Origin of the sequence: Microcystis sp. LE18-22.4A (assembly GCF_027531105.1) — a bacterium.
Classification (GTDB): domain Bacteria; phylum Cyanobacteriota; class Cyanobacteriia; order Cyanobacteriales; family Microcystaceae; genus Microcystis; species Microcystis aeruginosa.
This window is the reverse complement of sequence record NZ_JAPZRB010000051.1, coordinates 1-3,493: the sequence shown is the minus strand read 5'-3', so window position 1 is coordinate 3,493 and position 3,493 is coordinate 1. Positions and strand designations below refer to the sequence as shown.

The 3,493-nt window shown below is 47.2% G+C and carries 4 protein-coding genes; all 4 read left to right on the top strand.

The window, feature by feature from the left end:
* The first annotated feature begins 117 nt into the window (after positions 1 to 117).
* The 4 genes from rimI (at position 118) to O9295_RS02540 (ending at position 3,237) form a co-directional block, all read left to right on the top strand.
* The gene (rimI, locus tag O9295_RS02555; RefSeq protein WP_288031443.1) at positions 118 to 696 is read left to right on the top strand and encodes a ribosomal protein S18-alanine N-acetyltransferase; all 579 of its coding nucleotides are present in this window, start codon (positions 118 to 120) and stop codon (positions 694 to 696) included.
* A gap of 38 nt (positions 697 to 734) precedes the next feature.
* Positions 735 to 1,925 (top strand): glycosyltransferase family 4 protein, encoded by a 1,191-nt coding sequence (locus tag O9295_RS02550; protein ID WP_288031440.1) that lies wholly within the window; start codon positions 735 to 737, stop codon positions 1,923 to 1,925.
* 90 nt (positions 1,926 to 2,015) lie between these two features.
* Positions 2,016 to 2,633, top strand: coding sequence for a CP12 domain-containing protein (locus O9295_RS02545; RefSeq protein WP_002796558.1), 618 nt, complete (start codon positions 2,016 to 2,018; stop codon positions 2,631 to 2,633).
* Positions 2,634 to 2,730: 97 nt separating this feature from the next.
* The gene (locus O9295_RS02540) at positions 2,731 to 3,237 is read left to right on the top strand and encodes a DUF1269 domain-containing protein (RefSeq protein WP_069474416.1); all 507 of its coding nucleotides are present in this window, start codon (positions 2,731 to 2,733) and stop codon (positions 3,235 to 3,237) included.
* Positions 3,238 to 3,493: the final 256 nt, after the last annotated feature.

Here is a 3,493-nt window from a genome sequence, read left to right as displayed (position 1 = left end):
CCACTCCCCACTCCCCACTCCCCACTCCCCACTCCCCACTCCCCACTCCCCACTCCCCACTCCCCACTCCCCACTCCCCACTCCCCACACCCCACACCCTGCTCCCTTCCCCGATCAATGGCAAAAATCCAGCTTAAAACCCCAAAATCAGAGCATCTTGCCGCCATGGTGGCACTCGATCGCACCAGTCTCGGCGGTATCTGGACGTTATCGGGATATCAACGGGAATTAGACAGCCCCAACAGTGAATTATTAATTCTTACCCTGGACCGGGATAGCGAAACCCTAATCGGATTGGCTTGTTTTTGGGCAATTCTCGAAGAAGCGCATATTACCCTCCTGGCAATTTACCCCGACTATCAAAGACAAGGATTAGGAAAACTACTTCTCTACAAACTTCTGGAGAAGGCTGTACAAAGACAACTGGAAAGGGCTACGCTAGAGGTGAGGGTATCGAACCAGTCAGCGATCGCGCTCTACGAGCATTTTGGCTTCCGCGTCGCTGGAGAGCGTAAAAATTATTATCCGCAAACTGGCGAATCGGCCCTAATTTTCTGGCGCAACGATCTACAAACGGCCGCTTTTCAGGAACAATTAAGCAAGTGGCGACAAGAAATCCTCTCAAGACTGGCGCAGGGAGAGTGGCAATTAGAGGAAGAAACCAGAGCCAAAATAGATACCATGGGGATGCAATGATTACCTACAAGCTTAAATCAGGTCGAGGTTAGGGAAAAATGAGGATTTTAGTGTTGGCGTGGGAATTTCCACCGCGATTAGTGGGCGGTATCGCCCGTCATGTCGCTGAACTCTATCCCGAAATCGTCAAACTCGGTCATGAAGTCCATTTAATCACGATCGAATTCGGTCAAGCCCCCAGTTACGAACTGGTCGAAGGCATTCACATCCACCGTGTCCCCGTACCCCCCGGCAATGACTTTTTCCATTGGGTGGTCAACATGAATAACAGCATGGGGCAACAGGGCGGCAAACTAATCGCCGAATACGGAAAATTTGACCTTGTTCATGCCCACGATTGGTTAGTAGGGGATGCGGCCATTGCCATGAAACATCTCTTTAAAATCCCCCTGATTGCCACTATTCACGCCACGGAATACGGACGTTATAACGGACTGCACACCGACACCCAACGCTATATCGCCGGCAAAGAGGGAACCCTCGTCTATAATGCTTGGCGCGTTATCGTCTGTACCAGCTATATGCGTCATGAAGTCCATCGGGCTTTGGGCGCCCCCTGGGATAAAATCGATGTGGTTTATAACGGTATTCGGGCCGAGAAAAAGCAAAGAGACCCTAACTTTGATTACCAAGCTTTTCGTCGTCAATATGCCGAAGATTACGAAAAAATCGTCTATTACGTCGGGCGTATGACCTTTGAAAAGGGGGTTTCGGTGTTACTCAACGCTGCCCCAAAAGTCCTCGCCCAGACTGGAGCTAAAACTAAATTTGTCATTATCGGTGGCGGCAATACCGACAAACTCAAACAACAGGCCTGGCATCTCGGTATCTGGCATCATTGTTATTTTACGGGCTTTATGTCCGATGAAAACCTCGATCGCTTCCAAACCGTGGCCGATTGTGCCGTTTTTCCCAGTCTTTACGAACCTTTTGGTATTGTCGCCTTGGAAAGTTTCGCCGCTAGGGTTCCCGTGGTAGTTTCCGATACCTGCGGTTTTCCCGAAGTTGTCCGTCATGGCCAAACGGGAATTGTCACCCGGGTCAATAATCCTGATTCCCTCGCTTGGGGCATTTTGGAGGTTTTAAATCATCCCGAATACGCCCACGAATTAGTTAATAACGCCTACGAAGACCTAGAAAAACGCTTTCATTGGGCAAATTTAGCCCGTCAAACCGAGACAGTATATGGTTTGGTCGTCCAAGAACGACAACTGGTAGAATGGCGTTAATCAGGGAGCGGTTTTTTAGCCGTCAGCCGTCAGTATTAGGGGTCAGTTTATGTTCTAAAATAACAAAGGCACAACTTAACTTCTCTAACTATGACTATGAAAGCAGCTGAAATTATGACCACGGAGGTGGCCAAGATTAAAGGTTCTGAAACCGTTGCCAAAGCAGTACAATTGATGAGAGAAAAGAACATTAGAACTCTCATTGTTGATCGCCGTCACGATGAAGATGCTTACGGAATTATCACCGAAACCGATATTGTCTATAAAGTCGTCGCTTTCGGTCAAGATCCGCAAAAGGTGCGAGTCTATGAAGTGATGAGCAAACCCTGCATCGTGATTAATCCCGACCTCGGGGTTGAATATGTAGCTCGCTTATTTGCTAATACCGGTATTCGTTTCGCACCGGTAATTAAAGGTGATTTGCTCGGTGTTATCTCTGTTAGTGACATCCTCCATAAAGGTAACGCCGTCGAAAAGCCCCGCAGTCTTGATTTAGAAGCGGAGATTATCAAAGCTAGAGATATTGCCCGGGCAGTATGTGCTGAAAAAGGGGGAAATTCTCCCGATTGTGCCGCAGCTTGGGATGTTGTTGAGGAATTACAGGCAGAATTGGCACACCAACGCGCTAAAAAACCGGAAAAAACCTATTTTGAGGAATACTGTCAAGAAAATCCCGATGCTTTTGAAGCTCGTATTTATGACACCTAATCCCCATGGCTTTGAGGTATTCTCCGATACCTCAAACTTTTTAATCCGGCAAAAGTAGTGTATAAAGGTTTTATTTACTAATAATCGAGGAAAAACTATGGCCGATCTATTTGTCATCGCCTATGAGGACGAATTTAAAGCAGAAGAAGTTCGTTTAACTTTGGCTAAACTGCAACAGGAACATCTCATCGAGCTAGAAGATGCTGCCGTAGTGGTTAAAAACAAAGATGGCCAGATTAAACTCAAGCAAGCGGTCAATTTAACGGCAGCGGGAGCCGCTAGTGGCAGTTTCTGGGGATTATTAATCGGAATGCTCTTTTTATCCCCTTTATTAGGGGCCGTCCTCGGTGCTGCTGGTGGCGCTTTGGGAGGTGCTTTAAGTGATATCGGTGTGGATGACAATTTTATGCGCGAATTGGGAGAAACCCTGCAGCCCAGTACCTCTGCTCTCTTTGTTCTCGTCCAAAAAGTTACCCCCGATAAGGTCCTCGATGAAGTGGCCCCCTACGGAGGTAAAGTGTTACGCACTTCTTTGACCAAAACCGACGAAGCGGAATTACAGAAAGTTCTCGACCAAAGAGGTGTTCAACCCGAAACCGTTTAGGATCTGGGTCCATAAAAGCCAGAAAAAGGGAATATATTTCCCTTTTTACTTTTTGAACAAGAATGGGTTTAGCATGACAACCACAGCAGCTATAAAATAAGAAACAATCAATAATTAGGGCTTGCTGAAAAAGTTTTTCGGTGGTGGCAGGGTGTGGGGTGTGGGGTGTGGGGTGTGGGGTGTGGGGTTTTATCGATTTTCAGGTGGTCAACTACCTAATTTTCAGGGAAAAAGTCCCGGAATTTTCCCCCCAATC